This is a genomic window from Mesorhizobium amorphae (genome assembly GCF_014843845.1).
GTDB classification, from domain to species: Bacteria; Pseudomonadota; Alphaproteobacteria; order Rhizobiales; family Rhizobiaceae; genus Mesorhizobium; species Mesorhizobium amorphae_A.
Map to the genome: position 1 here is coordinate 189,117 of NZ_JHQS01000051.1, position 19,305 is coordinate 208,421.

A 19,305-nucleotide genomic window follows, 5' to 3' on the forward strand; every position below is an offset into this window, starting at 1 on the left:
ATGAACGGGTTTCGATGCAGCTGAAAGACCTAGCCGGTATCCTGCCTGTCGAGGGAACAGCTTCCCTCGACCTGGAGGTGACCGGGATTTCCTCGGATTCCCGCCAGGTAAAACCCGGCGTCGTCTTTTTCGCGCTCACTGGTACCAAGGCGGACGGTGTGACCTATGCCGAGGATGCCGCGAAGCGCGGCGCGGCGGCGATCGTGGCGGGCAAATCCAGCGCCATTGCCGGGTTGTCGGTCCCGGTGCTTGCCGTCGGCGACCCGCGCCTGGCGCTGGCGCTGAGTGCTGCCCGCTTCTTCGGCAGGCAGCCGGAGACAATGGTGGCGGTGACGGGCACCAGCGGCAAGACGTCGGTCGCCGCCTTCACGCGGCAGATATGGGAGCAGGCCGGCCATGCCGCCGCTTCGATCGGCACCACCGGCGTGGTGGCGCCCGGCCGCAACGAGTATGGCTCGCTAACCACGCCCGACCCGGTGGCGCTGCACCAGCTTTTGCGCGAACTTGCGGATGCCGGCGTCACCCACGCGTCGATGGAAGCCTCCAGCCATGGCCTCGACCAGCGCCGGCTGGATGGTGTGAAACTCGCCGCCGGCGGCTTCACCAATCTCGGCCGCGACCACATGGACTATCACCCGACCGTCGAGGAGTACCACCAGGCGAAATTGCGCCTGTTCGACACGCTGCTGCCCAAGGGCGCGCCGGCGGTCATCTTCGCCGACGACCCGTGGTCGGAGCCGACGATCAAAGCGGCCAAGGCAGCAGGGTTGACCGTGCTGACGGTCGGTCGCCACGGCGATTTCCTCAGGCTGAAGCGGGTCGAGCATGAGCGCCATCGCCAGCGCGCCGAAGTCGAGGCCGACGGCGTGCTGCACGAAATCGACCTGCCGCTGGCCGGCGATTTCCAGATCGCGAACGCGCTGGTTTCGGCGGGTCTGGCTATTTCTACCGGAACCCCGGCCGTCAAAGCCCTGATTGCATTGGAAAAATTGAAAGGCGCACCGGGCCGACTCGACCTCGTCGGTACCACCGGCAATGGTGCGCCTGTCTATGTCGACTATGCGCACAAGCCGGACGCGCTGGAAAACGTGCTCGCTTCCGTGCGGCCGTTCACCACTGGCCGCGTCATCGTGGTGTTCGGCTGCGGCGGCGATCGCGACCGAGGCAAGCGGCCGATCATGGGCGAGATCGCGACGCGGCTCGCCGATGTCGTCATCGTCACCGATGACAATCCGCGTTCGGAAGTGCCGGAAACGATCCGCGCTGCGATCCTCGCCGCTGCGCCCAGCGCCATCGAGATAGGCGACCGGCGCAAGGCAATCCACGAGGCGGTGGCCATGCTTCACGCCGGCGATACGCTGATCGTGGCCGGCAAGGGCCACGAGGAAGGCCAGACCATCGGCGCTGAGACATTGCATTTTTCCGACCACGAGGAAGTTCGTACAGCGCTCAGGGAGCGGGCTGCATGAGTGTCCTGTGGACCTCCGAAGCGCTGGTCGACGCCATGGGCGGGCGGCCGATCGGCCCGATGCCGGAGGGTATTTCCGGCATTTCGATCGACAGCCGCAGCCTGCAGCCGGGGGACGCCTTCTTCGCCATCAAGGGCGAGGCGATGGATGGCCATGATTTCGCGACAGCCGCCGTCAAGGCCGGCGCCGGGGTGCTGGTCGTCGCCGAGGGCAAGCTGCCGTCGCTGGGGCGGCTGACGGCGCCGATGATCGTGGTCCAGGACGTGCTTGCCGCGCTGGAAAAGCTCGGCGTCGCGGCACGCGCGCGCTCCAACGCCAGGATCATCGCGGTGACCGGCTCGGCCGGCAAGACGACCACCAAGGAAGCGCTGCGCCACGTGCTGTCTGCGGTCGGCAAGGTGCATGCCTCGGCGCAGTCGTTTAACAACCATTGGGGCGTGCCGCTGACGCTGGCGCGGATGCCCGCCGATTGCGACTACGCGGTGTTCGAGATCGGCATGAACCATCCGGATGAAATCCGGCCGCTGGTCAAGATGGTCCGCCCGCATGTCGCCATCGTCACGCTGATCGCGGCGGCGCATCTCGGCTTCTTCAAAAATCTCGACGAAATCGCCAAGGCCAAGGCCGAGATATTCGAGGGGCTGGAACCTGACGGTGCCGCCCTGCTCAACCGCGACGAAGGGCGCTGGAAACTGCTGGACAAGATGGCTAGGGCCGCCGGTGTCGAGCATGTCTTCGGCTTCGGCGAAAATGCCCGCTCGACCTTCAAGCTGGTCAAATGCGAGCTGCATGCCGGCCATTCCATGATCACTGCCAGGATCGGCGGGCAGGAAGTCGCCGCCCGCGTCGGCGCGCCCGGCCGCCACATGGTGCAGAATGTGCTGGCCGTGCTGGGCGCGGCGCAACTGGTTGGTGCCGATATCGGCACGGTGGCCGCGGCGCTGGCCAACCTCTCGGCGGAGCGCGGCCGCGGCAAGCGCCATGTGCTGCGCCATCCGAAAGGGCAGATCACGCTGATCGACGAGAGCTACAACGCCAATCCGGCCTCGATGCAGGCGGCTATGGCGCTGCTCAACGCAACGCCTGTGTCGGGCGAGGGCAGGCGCATCGCCGTGCTCGGCGACATGCTCGAACTCGGCGACCATTCGGCGAAGCTGCACGCAGCCCTTGCCGATCTCATCGTCGGCACCGAAACGCGCACGGTCTTTCTCGGCGGCCCTGAGATGCGGGCATTGGCGGACATCTTGCCCGACGAGATCGATACGGAGTATCGCGTCGGCGCCGAAGAGTTGAAGCCGCTGCTGCTGTCGGCGTTGAAGCCTGGCGACGTGGTGATGGTCAAATCGTCGAAAGGCATCGGTTTTTCAAAGCTGGTCGAGGCATTGCTCGGCAAATTTCCGGCGCAAGCCACATCCATTGAACAGACCTAAGACCGGCCCGGGGGACGGAGTTTCATGTTCACATTGCTCGTCGATTTCGCGGACAAGATCTCAGTCTTCAACGTCTTCCGCTACATCACCTTCCGCACCGGCGGGGCGCTGATCACCTCGGCGCTGATCGTCTTCATCTTCGGGCCAACGATCATCAATTCACTGCGCCTTCGGCAGGGCAAGGGCCAGCCGATCCGCGCCGACGGGCCGCAGACGCATTTCAAGAAGGCCGGCACGCCGACCATGGGCGGGCTGATGATCCTCTGCGGCATCATCGGCTCGTCGCTTTTGTGGGCGAACCTTTCCAGCATCTATGTCTGGGTGGTGATGCTGGTGACGCTCGGCTTCGGCTCGATCGGCTTCTACGACGACTATCTGAAGGTGACCAAGCAGTCGCATCTGGGCTTTTCCGGCAAGGCAAGACTGGCGCTCGAATTCGTCATCGCCGGCATCGCCGCCTGGGTGATCATGCACAACGGCCAGGCGCCGTTCTCGTCGTCGCTGACCTTCCCCTTCGCCAAGGAATTCATCGTCAATCTCGGCTGGTTCTTCGTGCCGTTCTCCTGCTTCGTCATCGTCGGCGCCGGCAATGCGGTGAACCTGACCGACGGTCTCGACGGACTGGCGATCGTCCCGATCATGATCGCGGCCGCCTCCTTCGGCGTCATCGCCTATCTCTCGGGCAATGCGGTGTTCGCCGAATATCTGCAGATCCACTTCGTCCCCGGTACCGGCGAACTGGCCGTCGTGCTTGGCGCGGTCATTGGCGCCGGCCTCGGCTTCCTGTGGTTCAACGCGCCGCCCGCGGCGATCTTCATGGGCGACACCGGCTCGCTGGCGATGGGCGGCCTGATCGGCACCGTCGCGGTGGCGACCAAGCACGAGATCGTCCTGGTCATCGTCGGCGGTCTGTTCGTGGTGGAGATCCTGTCGGTCATCATCCAGGTCGGTTACTTCAAGATGACCGGCAAGCGGGTGTTCCTGATGGCGCCGATCCACCATCATTTCGAAAAGCTCGGCTGGACCGAAAGCCAGGTGGTGATCCGCTTCTGGATCATCGCGGTGATCCTGGCGCTGGTCGGCCTGTCGACCCTCAAGCTCAGATAGGACGCCGCTTGATCCCCGCCTCATCCTTCGCAGGCAAGCGTGTCTCGCTCTTCGGGCTCGGCGGCTCTGGGATCGCCACCGCGCATGCGCTGATCGCGGGCGGGGCCGACATCCTCGCCTGGGACGACAATCCGGACAGCGTCGCCAAGGCGGCTGCAGTTGGCATTGCGACCGGCGACCTGCGCGGCGCCGACTGGGCCGGGTTCTCGGCTCTCGTGCTGTCGCCCGGCGTGCCGCTGACGCATCCGAAGCCGCACTGGACCGTGGAGCTCGCGCGCTGCTCAGGCGTCGAGGTGATCGGCGACATCGAGCTGTTCTGCCGCGAGCGGATCTTGCGTGCGCCCGAGGCACCTTTCATTGCCATCACCGGCACCAACGGCAAGTCGACGACGACGGCGCTGACGGCGCATATCCTGAAATCGGCCGGACGGGATACGCAGATGGGCGGCAATATCGGCCGCGCCATCATGACGCTCGATCCGCCTCAGGCAGGGCGCCACTATGTTGTGGAATGCTCGTCCTACCAGATCGACCTCGCGCCCTCGATCAATCCGACCGCAGGCATCCTGCTCAATTTGACGCCGGATCATCTCGACCGGCACGGCACCATGCAACACTACGCCTCGATCAAGGAGCGGCTGGTGGCCGGCAGCGAGACCGCGATCGTCGGCGTCGACGATTCCTGGTGCGCCCAGATTGCCGACCGGCTGGATCGGGTGGGCAGGCAGGTCATCCGCATTTCCAAGCGCCTGCCTCTGACCGACGGCTATTTCGCCGACGGCGGCAATCTGATGGAAGCAGCAAATGGCCGCTATAGCCGCGTCGCCTTTCTCGACGGCATCGGCTCGCTGCGCGGCCAGCACAATGCGCAGAATGCGCTTGCCGCGGTCGCAGCCTGCCTGAAGGTCGGGCTTGAGTTGGGCGAGATCCAGGCCGGGCTGGAGAGCTTTCCCGGGCTGGCGCATCGCATGGAACAGGTCGGCCGCAAGGACCATGTGCTGTTCATTAACGATTCCAAGGCGACCAATGCCGACGCTGCCGCACCGGCGCTGTCGAGTTTTTCACGCATCTACTGGATTGCCGGCGGGCTGCCCAAGGAAGGCGGCATCGAGCCGCTGCGCGGTTTCTTTCCGCGCATCGCCAAGGCCTATCTGATCGGCGAAGCGGCGCCGGGCTTTTCAGCGACGCTCGGCGAGGCCGTGCCCTATGAGATCTCGGGCACGCTGGCGGCCGCGGTCGCGCATGCGGCCAATGATGCCGCGAAGGACGATGGCGGTGAGGCGGTGGTGCTTTTGTCGCCGGCCTGCGCCAGTTTCGACCAGTTCAAGAATTTCGAAGTGCGCGGCGAAGCCTTCAGGCAAGCTGCGAGCGCTATAGATGGTGTGAAACCCATCGGAGGGCCACGATAATGCAAAGCCGTCTCGACAAAAGTCCGGTTGCGACCTGGTGGTGGACGATCGATCGCTGGTTCCTGGCGGCATTCCTGTCGCTGATGGGGCTGGGCATCGTGCTGTCCTTCGCGGCGAGCCCGGCGGTGGCCGAACGCATCGGCCTCGACAGCTTCCACTTCGCCACGAGGCAAATCATCTTCACCGTGCCGGCGCTGGGTGTGATGCTGGCAGTCTCCTTCCTGGAATCGCGGCAGATCCGGCGCGTGGCGCTGGCGATGCTGTGCATCATGCTCGTGCTGATGGTGGTGGTGCTCTACATCGGCGTCGAGGTGAAGGGAGCCCGGCGCTGGATATCGCTTGCCGGGCTGTCGATCCAGCCGTCGGAATTCCTGAAGCCGGCCTTCGTCATCGTCTGTGCCTGGCTGTTCGCCGAACACAAGCGCCAGCCCGACATTCCCGGTAATCTGTTTGCCATGCTGTTGCTGATCCTGGTCGTCTCGCTTCTGGTCGCCCAGCCGGATCTCGGTCAGACCATGCTGGTGACCGGCACCTGGGGCGTCATGTTCTTCATGGCAGGCCTGCCATGGCTGTGGATCATTGCGCTTGGCGTCACCGGCGCCAGCGGCCTGTTTGCCGCCTATACGGTGTTCCCGCACGTCGCCGCCCGCATCGACAAATTTTTGACCGGTGAAGGCGATACGTTCCAGGTCGATATGGGGCGCGAGGCGCTGATCAATGGCGGCTGGTTCGGCGTCGGCCCGGGCGAGGGCACGGTCAAGCGGGTCATTCCCGACAGCCATGCCGACTTCGTCTTTTCGGTCGCCGGCGAGGAGTTCGGGCTGATCATGTGCTTCTTCATCATGTCGATCTTCGCCTTCATCGTGCTGCGCGGCCTCAACACCGCGATGAAGGAACAGGACGATTTCACGCGCTATGCCGTCGGTGGGCTGGTCACGGTGTTCGGCCTGCAGTCGGTCATCAACATGTGCGTCAACCTGCAGCTGATGCCGGCCAAGGGCATGACGCTGCCGTTCATCTCCTATGGCGGCTCCTCGCAGATCGCCATCGCCATCTCGATGGGCATGGTGCTGGCGCTGACACGCAAGCGGCCGGAAAAGCGCAAGCAGATGGGCTTTGCCTTCTCGCAGCGCGCCATGCCGGCGGAGTGAGATGTCGAGGGGTGTGATCCTTCTGGCGGCTGGCGGCACGGGCGGACATCTGTTCCCGGCCGAGGCGTTGGCGCATGAGCTGAGCGAGCGCGGCTGGACGGTGCATCTGGCCACCGACCACCGTGTGGAGCGTTTTTCCAGCCATTTTCCAGGCGCCGTCCATCCGATCCAATCGGCGACCCTGGGATCGAAGAATCCCGTCGCGGTCCTCGGTGCCTTCTGGAAGATCTGGCGCGGGGTGCGGCAGGCTTCCGGCATCATCGCCCGGTTCAAGCCGGAAGTTGTCGTCGGCTTTGGCGGTTATCCGACGCTGCCGCCGCTCTATGCGGCGACCAGGCGCAAGGTTCCGACGCTGATCCACGAGCAGAACGCGGTGATGGGCCGCGCCAACCGGGCGCTGGCAGCCCGTGTCGACGCTATCGCCGGCGGCTTCCTGCCCGAGGATGAAAGTGCCGCGGGCACCAAGACGGTGACCACGGGCAACCCGGTCAGGCCGCAAGTGCTGGAGGCGGCAAAGACGCCCTACGCGGCCTCGGCAGAGGACCAGCCGTTCCGGCTGCTGGTGTTCGGCGGCAGCCAGGGCGCGCAGTTCTTCTCCGATGCGGTGCCGGCGGCCATCGCGTTGCTGACGGAGCCTCAGCGCAAACGCCTGGTGATAACCCAGCAGGCGCGCGCGGAGGACGTGGCCCGAGTCAAGTCGGCCTACGCCGCTCTCGGCGTCGACGCGCAGGTCTTGCCCTTCTTCACCGACATGGCGGCGCGGATGGCGGCGGCGCATCTGGTGATGTCACGCTCGGGGGCCTCCACGGTCTCGGAAATCGCCGTCATCGGCAGGCCGGCGCTGCTGGTGCCCTATCCGCACGCGCTCGACCACGACCAGGCGGCCAATGCCGCAGCGCTCGCAGGGGCTGGCGGGGCCGAGGTGCATCCTCAATCCACGCTTTCGCCCGAGCGCATCGCGGCATTGATCGGCGGGTTGACGGACGACCCCGACAGGCTGACGGCCATGGCCGCGGCCGCCAGATCGGCCGGAAAACCGGACGCGGCGCGGTTGCTCGCCGATCTGACAGAGGCTATTGCGTCCAGGAAAACCGTTTCGGATTTCAGGAAGGAGACGCACGCATGAAGATGCCGCAGACGATCGGCCTTGTGCATTTCATCGGCATTGGCGGCATCGGCATGAGCGGCATCGCCGAGGTGCTGCATAATCTCGGCTACAGGGTGCAGGGCTCCGATCAGGCAGACAGCGCCAATGTGCAGCGGCTGCGCGACAAGGGCATCGAGTGCTTCGTCGGCCACAGGGAAGAAAACCTCGGCGACGCCGAAGTGGTGGTCGTCTCGACCGCGATCAAGAAATCCAACCCTGAGCTGAAGGCGGCGCGCGAGAAGCTGCTGCCTGTCGTGCGGCGGGCCGAGATGCTGGCCGAACTGATGCGCTTCCGCCAGGCGGTGGCGATCGGCGGCACCCACGGCAAGACGACGACGACCTCGATGGTGGCGACGCTGCTCGAAGCCGGAGGCCTCGACCCGACAGTGATCAATGGCGGCATCATCAACGCCTATGGCACCAACGCCCGCATGGGTGACGGCGAATGGATGGTGGTCGAGGCCGACGAGAGCGACGGCACCTTCCTGAAGCTGCCGGCCGAGATTGCCGTCGTCACCAATATCGATCCCGAACATCTCGACCACTATGGCAGTTTCGACAAGGTGCGCGAGGCGTTTCGCCAGTTCGTCGAGAACGTGCCGTTCTACGGCTTCGGCGTGATGTGCACCGACCATCCGGAAGTGCAGGCGCTGGTCGGCAGCATCGAGGACCGGCGCGTCATCACCTATGGCGAGAACGCACAGGCCGACGTTCGCTTCACCAACCACCGCATGGCCGGCGCCATATCGGAGTTCGACGTGGTGATCCGCGACCGCAAGGGCCGCGGCCAGATGACGATATCAGGCCTGCGCCTGCCAATGCCCGGCCGTCACAATGTTTCCAACGCGACGGCGGCGATCGCGGTCGCGTATGAGCTCGGCCTGTCGGCCGAGGCGATCAAGAAGGGCCTGTCGTCCTTCGCCGGCGTCAAGCGGCGCTTCACCCATACCGGCTCGTGGAATGGCGTCGACATATTCGACGACTACGGCCACCACCCGGTCGAGATCACCGCGGTGCTGAAGGCCGCACGCAGCGCCACCGCTGGCCGCGTCATCGCCATTGCGCAGCCACATCGCTTCACCCGGCTGCACGATCTGTTCAACGAATTCTCGGTCTGCTTCAACGATGCCGATACGGTCATGGTGGCGCCCGTCTATGCGGCGGGCGAGGAGCCGATCGACGGCGTGACGTCGGACGCGCTGGTGTCGCGCATTCGCGCCGGGGGCCATCGCGACGCGCGCTACATCGAGGGCCCTGCCGCGATTGCGCCTATCATCCGCGATCTGGCCAAGCCGGGCGACTTCGTCGTCTTCCTCGGCGCCGGCAACATCACCCAATGGGCCTATACGTTGCCCAAGGAACTTGGCGGGACAATCTCATGATGCGCGGCCAGGCGTTGATCGACAAGCTTGGCGACCGGCTTGCCGGCCTGCGCGGCCGCATCACGCCCAATGCCGAAATGGACAAGATCACCTGGTTCCGCGCCGGCGGGCTTGCTGAAGCCCTGTTCCAGCCGGCCGACGAGGAGGATCTCGCCGAGTTCCTGCGGGCGGTTCCCGAAGACGTACCGCTGATGGTGGTCGGCGTCGGCTCGAACCTCCTGGTGCGCGACGGCGGCATTGCCGGTTTCGTCGTCCGTCTTTCGGCGAAAGGCTTCGGCGAGGCTGAAGTCATCGGGCCAACCTCTATCAAGGCGGGTGCGGCGACGCCGGACAAGCGGGTCGCGGCCGTCGCCTACGAGGCGGGCATTGGCGGCTTTCATTTCTACCACGGCATTCCCGGCGCCGTAGGCGGCGCGCTCAGGATGAATGCAGGCGCCAATGGCGTCGAGACACGCGAGCGCGTCGTCGAGGTGCGGGCGCTCGACCGCAAGGGCAATCTCCACATGCTGAGCAATGCCGATATGGGCTATGCCTACCGCCATACGTCGGCGCCTTCGGGGCTGATCTTCACTTCGGCGACCTTCGAAGGAACCTTGCAGGACCAGGCTGAGATCAGGGCAGCGATGGATGCCGTGCAGAACCATCGCGAGACGGTGCAGCCGATCCGCGAGAAGACCGGCGGCTCGACCTTCAAGAATCCGGAGGGCACTTCGGCCTGGAAGGAGATCGACAAGGCCGGCTGCCGCGGGCTGATGATCGGCGGCGCGCAGATGTCGCCGATGCACTGCAACTTCATGATCAACACGGGAACCGCGACCGGCTACGACCTCGAGTATCTCGGCGAGACGGTGCGGGCACGGGTGCTTGAACATTCGGGCATCCGGCTGCAATGGGAAATCAAGCGCCTCGGCGATTTCCGGCAGGGCCATGCCGTGCAGGAATTTCTCGGGCAGCTGCTTTAAGGCGTATTAGCGCGCGCTGAAGTTCATGTGATGCATTAACTTCATGCGGCCGAAATACCCGCGCGACCGTTGCTCCAAAGACTCACAACACAGTTTTCGTAGCTGTTTTCGCGGAAAGTGAATCTGTCGGATTCATAAGCACTTGCCAGCGAATCAACTCTCTGATTCTCTGCCCTAAAGCGTTTCCTGATTTGAGTCGTTCGACGCGTCACCCGCGTTTTCCGTCTGGGGGGCAACCTGCCGGGAGACTCGGACTCAATGTTGCGGAAGCATTGGTTGCGGACCCGCCGTGAGAGGGGATGACGGGAAATGAAAAGTAAGCATGTGGCCGTCCTCCTGGGTGGATTCTCGTCGGAGCGGCCCGTGTCTCTGTCCTCGGGGAAAGCGTGTGCCGATGCGCTTGAGAAGGAAGGTTACCAGGTCACCCGCGTCGATGTCGCGCGCGATGTCGGCGCCGTGCTTGCTGAGCTCAAGCCTGACGTCGTCTTCAACGCGCTGCACGGCCCATTCGGCGAGGATGGCACCATCCAGGGCATCCTCGAATATCTGGCCATTCCCTACACCCATTCCGGCGTGCTCGCCTCGGCGCTTGCCATGAACAAGGAGCTGGCCAAGAAGGTCGCCAAGGCGGTCGGCGTTCCGGTGGCGGAATCGAAGGTGACCAGCCGCTTCGCCATCCAGAACAAGCATCCGATGAAGCCGCCCTATGTGGTCAAGCCGGTCAATGAAGGATCGAGCTTCGGCGTCGTCATCGTGCATGAGGGGCAGTCGCATCCGCCGCAGGTCATCGGCTCGTCGGAATGGAAATACGGCGATACCGTCATGGTCGAGCGCTACGTGCATGGGCGCGAACTGACCTGCGCGGTGATGGGTGACGTGGCGCTCGGCGTCTGCGAGATCATCCCGACCGGCCATTCCTTCTACGACTATGATTCAAAATACGTCGCGGGCGGATCAAAACACGAAACCCCTGCTAAAATTTCACCGAATATTTACCAAAAAATACAGACACTGGCGCTCAAGGCTCACCAAGCTATCGGTTGCCGGGGCGTCTCCCGGTCGGACTTCCGTTACGACGACCGTCACTCCGAGAACGGCGAGGTTGTCTGGCTCGAGGTCAACACCCAGCCGGGCATGACGCCGACGTCTCTGGTGCCCGAAATCGCCGCGCATGCGGGACATTCGTTCGGCGATTTGTTGAGTTGGATGGTGGAGGACGCTTCGTGTCTGCGTTGAAATGGGGCCAGGGCAAGGGGACGGGCGCGGCTGGGCCGACGCTGTTCGGCGTGCCGCTGTCTTTCGACCATTTCGTGCTGCCGCGGCTGCTTCGCCGGCCGGTGCGTGCACTTGCGCGCCTGGGCGAGGGTGAGTTCACCGCGCCGCCTTTCTCCGCCGCCATCCTGTCGGCGGTCCTCATCGGATCGGGTAGCGCCTATGGCGCCTATCTTGGCGGCTACACAGACAGCATCGTCCAGGGCATCACTGCCCGCACGGGCTTCGCCGTCGACCAGATCAAGGTGGTCGGTAATCGCGAAACCTCCGAGATCGACATACTGGACCGGCTTCAGCTCGACGGCTGGACCTCACTGATCGGCTTCGACGCCGAGGCCGCGCGCGAGCGGATCGCGACACTGCCCTGGGTCGAGGTCGCCGCGGTGCGCAAGGTCTATCCGCATACGCTGGAAGTGCGTGTCGAGGAGCGTGAGCCTTTCGCGCTCTGGCAGCAGGGCAATACGCTTTCCGTCATCGAACGGTCCGGCGAGGTGATCGCGCCGTTCTCGGGTGGCAAGCAGGCCTTGCTGCCGTTGATCATCGGCACCGGCGCGCCGGCTAAGGCCCCGGATTTCCTAGCCAAGATCAAGAAATATCCGGAGCTGGCGGCGCGGGTCAAAGGCTATATCCGCATTGGCGAACGGCGCTGGGACCTGAAGCTCGAGAACGGCATCACGATCAAGCTGCCGGAGGATGGCGAGGATCAGGCGATCGCCGACCTGGTCAGGATGGATCATGACAACGGGCTTTTGACGCGCGACATCGCCGCCGTCGACATGCGCCTGTCCGACCGTCTCGTCGTGCAACTGACGCCGGAAGCGGCGACGCAGCGCGAGGCGGCGCTGAACGAAAAGCCGCAGAAGCTGAAGCGCAAGCCGGAGACGAAGATATGAGCTGGCTTGGCGGCAACAATGATGCCTCCTCGCGCCGCTCCGGCACATTGACGGTGCTGGATGTCGGTTCGAGCAAGGTTTGCTGCGTGGTGGCGAAGCTGAAGCCGCGCGACGACGGCAAGCTGTTGCGCGGACGCTCGCATCGCATCCAGGTGATCGGCATCGGCCACCAGAAATCGCAAGGCGTGAAGTCGGGCGTCGTCGTCGATCTCGATCGCGCCGAGCATGCCATCCGCCTCGCCGTCGACGCCGCCGAGCGCATGGCGGGGCTGACGGTGGATTCGCTGATTGTCAACATGACGGCCGGCCGGCTGAAGAGCGAAGCCTACTCGGCCACCATCAACCTTGGCGGCCACCAGGCCGACGAGGCCGACATCAAGCGGGTGCTGGCCGCCGGCGCCAAGCAGGCGCTCAAGGCCGAGCGCGAGGTGATCCATTCGCTTCCCGTCGGCTTCTCGCTGGATTCCGAGCGCGGCGTGCGCGATCCGCGCGGCATGGTCGGTGAATCGCTCGGCGTCGACATGCATGTGCTGACCGGCGATGCGGCGCCGCTGCGCAATCTGGAACTCTGCATCAACCGCTCGCATCTGTCGGTCGAGCGCATGGTGGCGACGCCCTATGCCAGCGGGCTTGCCGCCCTGGTCGACGACGAGCTTGAAATGGGCGCGGCCTGCATCGACATGGGCGGCGGCACGACAACGATCTCGGTGTTCTCGGAAGGCAAGTTCGTCCATGGCGACGCCATCGCCATCGGCGGCAACCATGTGACGCTGGATATGGCCAAGGGCCTGTCGACCTCGCTCGACGCGGCCGAGCGGCTCAAGGTGATGCATGGCTCGGCGCTGCCCGGCAGCGCCGACGACCGCGACCTGGTTTCGATCCAGCCGATCGGCGAAGAGGGCGAGATACCGCTGCAGGTGCCGCGCTCGATGATGACGCGCATCATCCGCGCCCGCATCGACGAAACGCTCGAACTGCTGCGCGACCGGCTGAACAAGTCCGGCTACGGCAACGCCGTCGGCAAGCGCGTCGTGCTCACCGGCGGCGCCAGCCAGCTTTCCGGCCTGCCGGAAGCGGCGCGCCGCATTCTCGGGCGCAATGTGCGCATCGGCCGCCCGCTCGGCGTGGCGGGCCTGCCGGAAGCGGCCAAGGGGCCGGCATTCTCGACCCCGGTCGGGCTGCTGATCTATCCGCAGATGGCGAGCTTCGAGAGCCATCCTGCAAAAGGAATTTCCGGTCTCAGGATGACCGGAACGGGCGGAAAACTGCATCGCATGAGTCAGTGGTTGAGAGACAGTTTCTAAATTGACGGGGACAGCCCCATAGGCGGCCGCAGCGGCGAAGCGGCGGGAAAGGCAAAGGACGGAGACAATGACCATCAATCTGCAAAAGCCGGACATCACCGAGCTGAAGCCACGCATCACCGTGTTCGGTGTCGGCGGCGGCGGCGGCAATGCGGTCAACAACATGATCACCGCCGGCTTGCGCGGTGTCGAATTCGTGGTGGCCAACACCGACGCCCAGGCACTGACCATGTCGAAGGCTGAGCGGCTGATCCAGCTCGGCGCGCATGTCACCGAGGGGCTCGGTGCGGGATCGCAGCCGGAAGTCGGGCGCGCGGCGGCTGAGGAATGCATCGACGAGATCATCGATCATCTCTCCAACACCCATATGTGCTTCGTCACCGCCGGCATGGGCGGCGGCACCGGCACGGGTGCTGCGCCGGTGGTGGCGCGGGCCGCGCGTGAGAAGGGGATACTCACCGTCGGCGTCGTCACCAAGCCGTTCCATTTCGAAGGCCAGCGCCGCATGAAGACGGCCGACCTGGGCATCGAGGAACTGCAGAAATGCGTCGATACGCTGATCGTCATCCCCAACCAGAACCTGTTCCGGCTGGCCAATGACAAGACCACCTTCGCCGATGCCTTCGCCATGGCCGACCAGGTGCTCTACTCGGGCGTCGCCTGCATCACCGACCTGATGGTCAAGGAAGGCCTGATCAATCTCGACTTCGCCGACGTCCGTTCGGTGATGCGCGAGATGGGCAAGGCGATGATGGGCACGGGCGAAGCTTCGGGCGAGGGCCGCGCCATGGCCGCCGCCGAGGCGGCGATCGCCAACCCACTGCTCGACGAGACCTCGATGAAGGGCGCCAAGGGCCTGCTGATCTCGATCACCGGCGGCCGCGACCTGACGCTGTTCGAGGTCGACGAGGCCGCGACCCGCATCCGCGAAGAGGTCGACCAGGACGCCAACATCATCCTGGGCGCCACGTTCGACGAAGAGCTCGAAGGTGTGATCCGTGTCTCTGTGGTCGCCACCGGCATCGACAAGTCGGCGGCCGAAATCGCCGCGGCGCCGATCTCGATCCGCGCCGCGCCGCAAAAGCCGGTCAGCCGCCCGGCAGCCGCGATCGCGGAAAGCCGTCCGGCACCTGTCCAGCAGGCGGCCTACGAGTCGCGCGCGGTGGATCCGGTTGCCGAGGCCATCCAGCTTGCCGAAGCCAATGCGGCCGCCATGGCGCAGCCGCGTCCGGCTGCCCATGCGGAAGAGTTCCGCCCGCAGAGCAAGATCTTCCAGGCGCCGCCTGCCCAGCCGCAGCCGGTGGTTCAGCAGCAGGTCGTGCAGCCCGCACCGCTGCGGGAAATGCCGCAGCCGGTCGCCGCCGCACCGCAGCGCATGCCGCGCGTCGAGGATTTTCCGCCGGTGGTGAAGGCGGAAGTGGAAGCCAAGAGCCGCCCGGCCGACCACCATGAGAGCGGCGGACCGATGGGCCTGCTCAAGCGCCTGACCAACGGGCTGACGCGTCGTGAGGAAGAGCCTGCACGGTTGCAGCCGGCGCAGCCGCGCGAACCCAAACTGCGCCAGGCGGCACCGGAAGTGCGCCGTCTTGCCAGCCAGGATCCGCAGCTCTACGCGCCGCGTCGCGGGCAGCTGGACGACCAGGGCCGGCTGACGCCGCAGAGCCGGGCTGTGCAGGAAGACGACCAGCTGGAGATTCCGGCTTTCCTGCGCCGCCAGGCCAACTGACCTGTTAACGGTCCGTAACAATTGTTAACAGGCAGACAAGCGATTGTTTGCCTGTTAACGCAAAAAGAAGTTGTAAAACAGAGTGTTACGAGAGGTGTCTCGCTCCAGGTCGCGGTTACAGCAGGAAAGAAACCGTGATTTGGAGTCTCCCAGCCGGACCACTATCTTCGCCCGGATTACCTTCGGTTTGCCGGGATTCGGGGAGTTGGCCCTGCCTGCCGATCAATTCAAGAGCCGCGCGCCCTCAGGGCTGATGAAGCGGACGATGGCAGTTTGGGCTTATGGGGTTTGTCTTGCAAGACTATCAGACGACACTTAAATCGCGTGCAACGCTGACGGGTACCGGTGTTCACAGCGGCAAGCCCGTTACAGTTCATTTCCTGCCCGCGGACGCCGACACCGGCATCCTCTTCCAGCTTACAAATGGCGGCGAGAGCCGCGAGTTCCGCGCCCTTGTCTCCGAAGTCGGCGCGACCGATCTCTGCACCATGCTGGGTGATCCGGCGGGCGAGCACATCGGCACCGTCGAGCATCTGATGGCGACGGTCTTCGGTCTTGGCCTCGACAATCTCATCATCGAGATCGACGGCCCCGAAGTCCCGATCCTTGACGGCAGCGCGATCGCGTTCGTGGAAGCCTTCGACCAGGCCGGCGTCGAGACGCTGCCGGTCAAGCGCCGCTACATAAGGGTGGTCAAGCCGGTTCGCATCGAGAACGGGGCGTCCTGGGCGGAATTCCGGCCCTATGACGGCACCCGCTTCGAGATCGAGATCGATTTCGAAAGCCCAGCGATTGGCCGCCAGCTGTTCGCGTCCGACATCAATGCCGACATTTTCCGCCGCGACATCGCGCGCGCCCGCACCTTCGGTTTCATGAAGGATGTCGAGCGGCTGTGGGCGGCCGGCTACGCGCTCGGCTCGTCGCTGGAAAACTCGCTGGTGATCGGCGACGACAACCGCGTCATCAACATGGGCGGCTTGCGCTATCCCAATGAGTTCGCGCGCCACAAGACGCTGGACGCAATGGGCGACCTGGCGCTGGCCGGCGCCCGCTTCATCGGCTGCTTCCGCTCCTATCGCGGCGGTCACAGGATGAATGCGGCGGCTTTGCGGCGGCTTTTGTCCGACCGTTCGGCGTTCGAGATCGTCGAGACGACACGCCGCGAACGCGGTCGGAGCGCTGAGATGAGCGCCGTCAGCGCGCCCGTCTATGCGCCCTGGATGATCTGATTCTTAACGATTTTCTGGCTTGCTGGCGGCCGGCCTGTGTTGCATGGATGCATCACGGGTTGGTGAAATCATACGATCACGGGCCAACCGCCAAACCGCCACAAAAATGTGCGATTGGCCGGAGATAGCGTTGCCGGGCAAGGCGGTTATGGTTTATGGCTGCTGCCCCAGACCCGAAATGACGACTGAAATGACGCCGAAAGGGCGGAATCCAATCATGTTCTTCAAGCGAGTTGGTCAATCGAAAGCGCCGCATAGGGCAGTTTTCCTGGCGCTTTCGGTGGTTGTCCCATCGCTCTTCCTGTCGGCCTGCATGTCGTCCGAGAAAGACGTCGACCTGTCGACCTATGTCGACCAGACCGAACCGGCCGACGTTCTCTACAATCAGGGCCTCGCGAATATGAACGCTGGTCGTCTGGACGAGGCGAGCAAGAAGTTCGACGCCGTCGACCGTCAGCACCCCTATTCGGAATTCGCCCGCAAATCGATGGTGATGGGCGCCTTCGCCGACTACCGCGCAGGCCACTATGACGAGGCGATCGGCTCGGCCAAGCGCTATCTGACGCTTTATCCGTCGACGGACGATGCGGCTTATGCGCAGTACATCATCGGCCTGAGCTACTACCGGCAGATCAAGGACGTCACCCAGGACCAGAAGGAAGCGCGGCAGACCGTGCAGACCATGCAGGATCTGGTGACGCGCTGGCCGACGTCGGAATATGTCGACGACGCCAAGGAGAAGATCCGCTTCGCCACCGACCAGCTGGCCGGCAAGGAGATGCAGATCGGCCGCTACTATCTCGAGCGCCGCGAATACATCGCCGCCGTCAAGCGGTTCCGCAATGTGGTCGAGAACTATTCCAACACCCGCCATGTCGAGGAAGCGTTGGCCCGCCTGACCGAGAGCTACTATGCGATGGGGCTGACGTCGGAAGCACAGACCGCGGCGGCGGTGCTCGGCACCAACTATCCCGACAGCCAGTGGTACAAGGATTCCTACAAGCTGCTGCAGAGCAACGGGCTTGAGCCGCGCGAGAATGCCGGGTCGTGGATTTCCAAGGCCGGGAAACTGATCACCGGCGCCTGATGCTTTCCAGGCTGTCGATCCGCGATATCGTTCTGATCGAGAAGCTGGACATCGACTTCTTGCCTGGCCTGTCCGTGCTGACGGGAGAAACCGGCGCCGGAAAATCCATCCTGCTCGACGCGCTGTCGCTGGCGCTTGGCGCCCGCGGTGACGCGTCGCTGGTCCGCCACGGCGTGGCACAGGGCCAGGTCATCGCGGTGTTTGACGTGCCGCGCAACCATCCGGCCCGGGCGCTGCTCGCCGAAAACGCCATCGAGGACGACGGCGACATCATCCTGCGCCGGGTGCAGACAGCCGACGGCCGCACGCGCGTCTTCGTCAACGACCAGCCCTCCAGCGTCACCCTGATGCGCGATATCGGCCATGCGCTGGTCGAGATCCACGGCCAGCATGACGAGCGGGCGCTGGTCGATCCGGGCGCGCATCGCGACTTGCTGGACAGTTTCGGCGGCCATCTCGGCGCCGCGCGCGCGACAGGCGAGGCGTGGCGCTACTGGCGGGGCTGCGAGCAGGACTTCGCCAAACACCGCGCCAAGGTCGAGGCGGCGGCACGCGAAGCAGATTATCTGCGCGCCTCGGTGGCGGAACTGGCCAAGCTCGATCCCCAACCCGGCGAAGAGACGCAGCTCGCGGAGCTGCGCGCCACGATGATGCGGGCGGAGAAGATCGCCTCGGAAATCCATGATGCGCAGGACGTGCTGTCGGGGCCGTCCTCGCCCTTGCCGCAACTGGCCAGCCTGCTCCGACGCCTGCAGCGCAAGGTGACGGAAGCGCCCGGACTGCTCGACGATGTGGTCAGGTCGCTCGACGAGGCGATGCTGTCGCTCGACGCGGCGCAGTCTGGTGTCGAGGCGGCACTGCGCGCTACGGAATTTGACCCGCAGCGGCTGGAGAAGGCGGAAGAGCGGCTGTTTGCGCTGCGCGCCGCCTCGCGCAAGCACAGCGTAGCGGTCGACGACCTGGCGCAATTGCGCGACACGATGGCCGCCGACCTCGCCGATCTCGATGCCGGCGAAGAACGCCTGCACGGCTTGGAGAAGCAGGCTGCGGCCGCACGCGAGGCCTACGATATCGCCGCCGCACAGCTGTCCTCGCTTCGTCATGCCGCGGCCACCGGGCTAACCAAGGCGGTGATGGCCGAATTGCCGGCGCTGAAGCTCGAACGGGCCGAGTTCATCGTCTCGATGACCAGCGATGCCGAAAGCCGCATGGAAGAGGGCATCGACCAGGTCGAGTTCTGGGTGCGCACCAATCCCGGCACGAGGCCGGGGCCGATGATGAAGGTTGCTTCCGGCGGCGAGCTTTCGCGTTTCCTGCTGGCACTGAAAGTGGCGCTGGCCGACCGCGGCTCGGCGCCGACGCTGGTCTTCGACGAGATCGACACCGGGGTCGGCGGCGCGGTGGCGGACGCCATCGGCCAGCGGCTGGCGAGGCTGTCGATGCGCGTGCAAGTGCTTTCGGTGACGCATGCGCCGCAGGTCGCAGCGCGCGCGGCGACGCATTTCCTGATCTCCAAATCCGGCGGCACCGACAAGGTTGCCACTGGCATCGCCGAGATGGACCGGGCGGCGCGCCAGGAAGAGATCGCGCGCATGCTGGCTGGCGCCACCATCACCGACGAGGCGCGCGCCGCGGCCGAGCGGCTGCTGCGCGAGAATACGGCCGCGGCTTAGCCCCACGCCATCCGGAGCTGAAAGCCCGGTCTTTCGGACAGAGTCAGGATATGGCTCCATCCCG

15 protein-coding genes are annotated in these 19,305 nt (G+C 64.9%); all 15 read left to right on the top strand.

Annotation, left to right across the window (positions count from 1 at the left end):
- Window positions 1–14: 14 nt before the first annotated feature.
- The 15 genes from DH08_RS19295 to recN all read left to right on the top strand — a co-directional run bounded on the left by DH08_RS19295 (window position 15) and on the right by recN (window position 19,241).
- The gene (locus DH08_RS19295) at window positions 15–1,469 is read left to right on the top strand and encodes a UDP-N-acetylmuramoyl-L-alanyl-D-glutamate--2,6-diaminopimelate ligase (protein WP_192180843.1); all 1,455 of its coding nucleotides are present in this window, start codon (window positions 15–17) and stop codon (window positions 1,467–1,469) included.
- Complete coding sequence (locus DH08_RS19300; protein WP_192180844.1) at window positions 1,466–2,899, top strand: UDP-N-acetylmuramoylalanyl-D-glutamyl-2,6-diaminopimelate--D-alanyl-D-alanine ligase; 1,434 nt, start codon at window positions 1,466–1,468, stop codon at window positions 2,897–2,899. Before DH08_RS19295 ends, DH08_RS19300 begins: the two co-directional genes overlap by 4 nt.
- A gap of 24 nt (window positions 2,900–2,923) precedes the next feature.
- Entirely contained in the window at window positions 2,924–4,006 is a 1,083-nt protein-coding gene (gene mraY, locus DH08_RS19305) for a phospho-N-acetylmuramoyl-pentapeptide-transferase (protein ID WP_006204862.1), read from the top strand.
- 8 nt (window positions 4,007–4,014) lie between these two features.
- Entirely contained in the window at window positions 4,015–5,415 is a 1,401-nt protein-coding gene (murD, locus tag DH08_RS19310; RefSeq protein ID WP_192180845.1) for a UDP-N-acetylmuramoyl-L-alanine--D-glutamate ligase, read from the top strand.
- Window positions 5,415–6,566: a putative lipid II flippase FtsW gene (ftsW, locus tag DH08_RS19315; RefSeq protein WP_120012545.1), complete on the top strand. Its 1,152-nt coding sequence runs from the start codon at window positions 5,415–5,417 to the stop codon at window positions 6,564–6,566. Before murD ends, ftsW begins: the two co-directional genes overlap by 1 nt.
- 1 nt (window position 6,567) lies before the next feature.
- The gene (murG, locus tag DH08_RS19320) at window positions 6,568–7,692 is read left to right on the top strand and encodes an undecaprenyldiphospho-muramoylpentapeptide beta-N-acetylglucosaminyltransferase (protein WP_192180846.1); all 1,125 of its coding nucleotides are present in this window, start codon (window positions 6,568–6,570) and stop codon (window positions 7,690–7,692) included.
- Window positions 7,689–9,095: a UDP-N-acetylmuramate--L-alanine ligase gene (gene murC, locus DH08_RS19325; RefSeq protein ID WP_192180847.1), complete on the top strand. Its 1,407-nt coding sequence runs from the start codon at window positions 7,689–7,691 to the stop codon at window positions 9,093–9,095. The genes murG and murC overlap by 4 nt, the downstream gene beginning before the upstream one ends.
- The gene (gene murB, locus DH08_RS19330) at window positions 9,092–10,057 is read left to right on the top strand and encodes a UDP-N-acetylmuramate dehydrogenase (protein WP_192180848.1); all 966 of its coding nucleotides are present in this window, start codon (window positions 9,092–9,094) and stop codon (window positions 10,055–10,057) included. Before murC ends, murB begins: the two co-directional genes overlap by 4 nt.
- A 309-nt stretch (window positions 10,058–10,366) precedes the next feature.
- Window positions 10,367–11,293 carry a D-alanine--D-alanine ligase gene (locus DH08_RS19335; protein WP_192180849.1) on the top strand — a complete coding sequence of 309 codons (927 nt, stop codon included), beginning with the start codon at window positions 10,367–10,369 and terminating at the stop codon, window positions 11,291–11,293.
- Entirely contained in the window at window positions 11,281–12,222 is a 942-nt protein-coding gene (locus DH08_RS19340) for a cell division protein FtsQ/DivIB (RefSeq protein WP_192180850.1), read from the top strand. Before DH08_RS19335 ends, DH08_RS19340 begins: the two co-directional genes overlap by 13 nt.
- On the top strand, window positions 12,219–13,526 hold the full coding sequence (ftsA, locus tag DH08_RS19345; RefSeq protein WP_192180851.1) for a cell division protein FtsA: 1,308 nt from the start codon (window positions 12,219–12,221) through the stop codon (window positions 13,524–13,526). The genes DH08_RS19340 and ftsA overlap by 4 nt, the downstream gene beginning before the upstream one ends.
- A 67-nt stretch (window positions 13,527–13,593) precedes the next feature.
- Window positions 13,594–15,252, top strand: coding sequence for a cell division protein FtsZ (gene ftsZ, locus DH08_RS19350; protein WP_192180852.1), 1,659 nt, complete (start codon window positions 13,594–13,596; stop codon window positions 15,250–15,252).
- Window positions 15,253–15,533: 281 nt separating this feature from the next.
- Window positions 15,534–16,481, top strand: a complete 948-nt coding sequence (gene lpxC, locus DH08_RS19355; protein WP_192180853.1) for a UDP-3-O-acyl-N-acetylglucosamine deacetylase — start codon at window positions 15,534–15,536, stop codon at window positions 16,479–16,481.
- Between the two features lie 217 nt (window positions 16,482–16,698).
- On the top strand, window positions 16,699–17,568 hold the full coding sequence (locus DH08_RS19360; protein WP_192180854.1) for an outer membrane protein assembly factor BamD: 870 nt from the start codon (window positions 16,699–16,701) through the stop codon (window positions 17,566–17,568).
- Window positions 17,568–19,241 carry a DNA repair protein RecN gene (recN, locus tag DH08_RS19365; protein WP_192180855.1) on the top strand — a complete coding sequence of 558 codons (1,674 nt, stop codon included), beginning with the start codon at window positions 17,568–17,570 and terminating at the stop codon, window positions 19,239–19,241. The genes DH08_RS19360 and recN overlap by 1 nt, the downstream gene beginning before the upstream one ends.
- Window positions 19,242–19,305 lie beyond the last annotated feature (64 nt).

Coding starts and splice junctions, on each gene's coding strand:
- DH08_RS19295 (WP_192180843.1), top strand. CDS start 15: ATGCAGCTGAAAGACCTAGCCGGTATCCTGCCTGTCGAGGGAACAGCT.
- DH08_RS19300 (WP_192180844.1), top strand. CDS start 1,466: ATGAGTGTCCTGTGGACCTCCGAAGCGCTGGTCGACGCCATGGGCGGG.
- mraY (WP_006204862.1), top strand. CDS start 2,924: ATGTTCACATTGCTCGTCGATTTCGCGGACAAGATCTCAGTCTTCAAC.
- ftsW (WP_120012545.1), top strand. CDS start 5,415: ATGCAAAGCCGTCTCGACAAAAGTCCGGTTGCGACCTGGTGGTGGACG.
- murG (WP_192180846.1), top strand. CDS start 6,568: ATGTCGAGGGGTGTGATCCTTCTGGCGGCTGGCGGCACGGGCGGACAT.
- murC (WP_192180847.1), top strand. CDS start 7,689: ATGAAGATGCCGCAGACGATCGGCCTTGTGCATTTCATCGGCATTGGC.
- murB (WP_192180848.1), top strand. CDS start 9,092: ATGATGCGCGGCCAGGCGTTGATCGACAAGCTTGGCGACCGGCTTGCC.
- DH08_RS19335 (WP_192180849.1), top strand. CDS start 10,367: ATGAAAAGTAAGCATGTGGCCGTCCTCCTGGGTGGATTCTCGTCGGAG.
- ftsA (WP_192180851.1), top strand. CDS start 12,219: ATGAGCTGGCTTGGCGGCAACAATGATGCCTCCTCGCGCCGCTCCGGC.
- ftsZ (WP_192180852.1), top strand. CDS start 13,594: ATGACCATCAATCTGCAAAAGCCGGACATCACCGAGCTGAAGCCACGC.
- lpxC (WP_192180853.1), top strand. CDS start 15,534: ATGGGGTTTGTCTTGCAAGACTATCAGACGACACTTAAATCGCGTGCA.
- DH08_RS19360 (WP_192180854.1), top strand. CDS start 16,699: ATGTTCTTCAAGCGAGTTGGTCAATCGAAAGCGCCGCATAGGGCAGTT.
- recN (WP_192180855.1), top strand. CDS start 17,568: ATGCTTTCCAGGCTGTCGATCCGCGATATCGTTCTGATCGAGAAGCTG.